Here is a 3,131-nt window from a genome sequence, read left to right on the forward strand (position 1 = left end):
CGTGTGCATCTGCGGCCTCGGGCGGTCTGCGGCGTTGCAAATACTCGCAATAGCTACGGCTATTGCTGCGTTTTGCGTCTTGCAGCCCATCCCGATCCGCAGTGCCCACTTGCCGCTCGATTCGTGCAGAGGATCCCTCGCGGCCTATTTCATTCAAAATTTTCACCTCAAGCCAGGGTCACGCGCGCAAACTTGCGCTTGCCCACCTGCACGATGTAGGTGCCGGCGGCCAGCTTCAGCCCCTTGTCGCTGACCACGCCGCCGTTCACGCGCACGCCGCCGCCGTCGATCAAGCGGCTGGCCTCGCTGCCCGAAGGCGCGAGGCCGGCCTGCTTGAGCAGCGCGCCAATGCCCAGCGGCGCGCCAGAGAGGCTGACCTCGGGAATCTCATCGGGCACGCCGCCCTTGCTGCGGTTGGTGAAGTCCTGCTCGGCCGCGTCGGCCGCCTGCGCGCTGTGAAAGCGCGTGGTGATCTCCTTGGCCAGCATCACCTTGGCGTCCTTGGGGTTGCGCCCGCCCGCCACCTCGGCCTTGAGGTCGGCGATCTCGGCCAGGCTCTTGAACGACAGCAGTGTGTACCAGTCCCACATCAGCGTGTCCGAGATCGACAGCACCTTGGCGAACATGGTGTTGGGGTCTTCGGTGATGCCGATGTAGTTGTTCTTGGACTTGGACATCTTGTCCACGCCATCCAGCCCCACCAGCAGCGGCATGGTGAGCACGCACTGCGGTTCCTGGCCGTATTCCTGCTGGAGGTGGCGACCCATGAGCAGATTGAACTTCTGGTCGGTGCCGCCCAGCTCCAGGTCGCTCTTGAGGGCCACCGAGTCATAGCCCTGCATCAGCGGGTAGAGGAACTCGTGCACGCTGATCGACTGGCCTGTGCTGAAGCGCTTGTGGAAGTCGTCGCGCTCCATCATGCGCGCCACGGTGTACTTGGCCGCCAGCTGGATCATGCCGCTGGCGCCCAGGGGCTCGCTCCATTCGCTGTTGTAGCGGATCTCGGTGCGGGCCGGGTCCAGCACCAGGCTGGCCTGCTTGTAGTACGTCTCGGCGTTGGCCTTGATCTGCTCTGGCGTGAGCGGCGGGCGCGTGCTGTTGCGGCCCGAGGGGTCGCCGATCAGGCTGGTGAAGTCGCCGATCAGGAAGATCACCTGGTGGCCCAGATCTTGCAACTGCCGCATCTTGTTCAACACCACCGTGTGGCCGATGTGGATGTCCGGCGCCGTGGGGTCCAGCCCCAGCTTGATGCGCAGCGGCTGGCCCGTGGCCTCCGAGCGCGCCAGTTTCTTGATCCACTCGTCCTGCGGCAGCAGTTCCTGCACGCCGCGCAGCGAGATTTCAAGGGCCCGTCCTACACCATCGGACACCGGGGTTGTTGTAACAGCAGATTGATTCATAAGGGTTTTTTGGGATGTCTATACAGCGTGCGCCGCTATACTCCAGCCCACATTGCGTGGGGCGGATTCTAGTAGGCCCGCCGTTTCGACTTGTTTTTCACGCTGTCACCCGGCCGCCGCCGGACAGCATGTGGCTACCGCACCGGGCCCCGCCTGCCGCCGCAGCGCCGCTCCACGGATCCACGCTCACCCTGGGGATAGACCATTGATTCACGGCTTGACCACCGCTCGCACGGCATTGTTTGACCGGCTGTCCCAAACCCTCCAACAACATCCCAAACGCATCACCGCCGCTCTGGCAGCCCTGCTGCTGACGGGCGGTGGCGGCGCGTTTGCCGTGGCATCGCTGGCGCCCGACGCCTCCGACCTGCCCGTGCGCATGGTCAGCTACCCCGTGGAATCGCTGGCCGAGAACGTGGTGCTGGACCAGCTGGAGGCACCCGGCTTCTCGCTGTTCCGGTCCGAGCAGGTGCGCACCAGCGACACGCCTGAATCCCTGCTGCAGCGCCTGGGCGTGGCTGACCCCGCTGCCGCCGCCTTTTTGCGCAGTGACACTCCTGTCCGACAAAACGTGCTCGGCCGCGGTGGCCGCGTGGTGTCGGCCGAGACCACGGACGACCACCGCCTGGTGCGCCTGACGGTGCGCTGGGTGCCGGACGACAGCGGCAATTTCCGCCGCCTGGTGGTGGAGCGCACGGGCGACAAGTTCGCCAGCCGCATCGAGACCGCCCGCCTGACGGCCAGCAGCCGCCTGTCCGGCGGCGTCATCCAGAGCTCGCTGTTTGCCGCCACCGACGCGTCCAACATCCCCGATGCCGTGGCCGTGCAGGTGGCCGAGCTGTTCTCGGGCAACATCGATTTCCGCCGCGCGCTGCGCAAGGGCGACCGCTTCTCGGTGGTGTACGAGACGCTGGAAGCCGACGGCGAGCCGCTGTCCACCGGCCGCGTGCTCAGCGCCGAGTTCGTCAACAACGGCAAGACGCACGAAGCCATCTGGTTCCAGGAGCCCGGGGCCACCAAGGGCGCCTATTACACGCTGGACGGCGAGAGCATGCGCCGCGCCTACCTCGCATCGCCCGTGGAGTTCTCCCGCGTCACCAGCGGCTTCAAGATGCGGCTGCACCCCATCCTGAAAACCTGGCGCGCGCACCTGGGCACCGACTTTGCTGCCCCCACCGGCACCGCCGTGCGGACCGTGGGCGACGGCGTGGTGGAGTTTGCCGGGGTGCAAAACGGCTACGGCAACGTGGTGTTCATCAAGCACCGCAACCAGCACGTCACCGTGTATGCCCACCTGAGCCGCATCGACGTGCGCCAGGGGCAGTCGGTAGAGCAAGGCCAGACCCTGGGCGCCGTGGGCTCCACGGGCTGGGCCACAGGCCCTCACCTGCACTTCGAGTTCCGCGTCAACGGCCAGCACCAAGACCCCATGACGATGGTAGCGCAGAGCGAAGCCGCGGCCCCGGTGTCGCCCGCCGGCCGCGCTGCCTTCGAGCGCCTGGCCAGCACCATGCGCGTGCAGTTGTCGGCCGCAGCGCTCATTCAGCAGGCCAGCGCCGACTGATCACCATCGTCCGGGTGCGTTGTTTGCTGCGCACGCTTCAACGCCGCTCGGCCGTCTCACGTCGCTAAGAGCCTGTTCAATGTCTTTTTGGAGTCGCACAAGGTCCTTGCCGGCATGGGATGCCAGGCGCGGTGCGCTGTGGATAGCCCGGCTATCCACAAGCGCCG

General features: G+C 66.2%; 2 protein-coding genes. One reads left to right on the forward strand and one right to left on the reverse strand.

Annotated elements, in window-relative coordinates; all coding sequences use genetic code 11:
* Positions 1-167: 167 nt before the first annotated feature.
* A complete protein-coding gene (gene tyrS / locus ACOQFS_RS09570; RefSeq protein ID WP_421562667.1) occupies positions 168-1,400 on the reverse strand; it encodes a tyrosine--tRNA ligase in 1,233 nt (410 codons plus the stop codon).
* A gap of 205 nt (positions 1,401-1,605) precedes the next feature.
* Between tyrS and ACOQFS_RS09575 the strand changes: the two genes are divergently transcribed.
* Positions 1,606-2,964: a peptidoglycan DD-metalloendopeptidase family protein gene (locus ACOQFS_RS09575; protein WP_421562668.1), complete on the forward strand. Its 1,359-nt coding sequence runs from the start codon at positions 1,606-1,608 to the stop codon at positions 2,962-2,964.
* The last annotated feature ends 167 nt before the right edge of the window (positions 2,965-3,131 follow it).

Origin of the sequence: Paracidovorax sp. MALMAid1276, from assembly GCF_049198005.1 — a bacterium.
GTDB lineage: Bacteria > Pseudomonadota > Gammaproteobacteria > Burkholderiales > Burkholderiaceae_C > Acidovorax.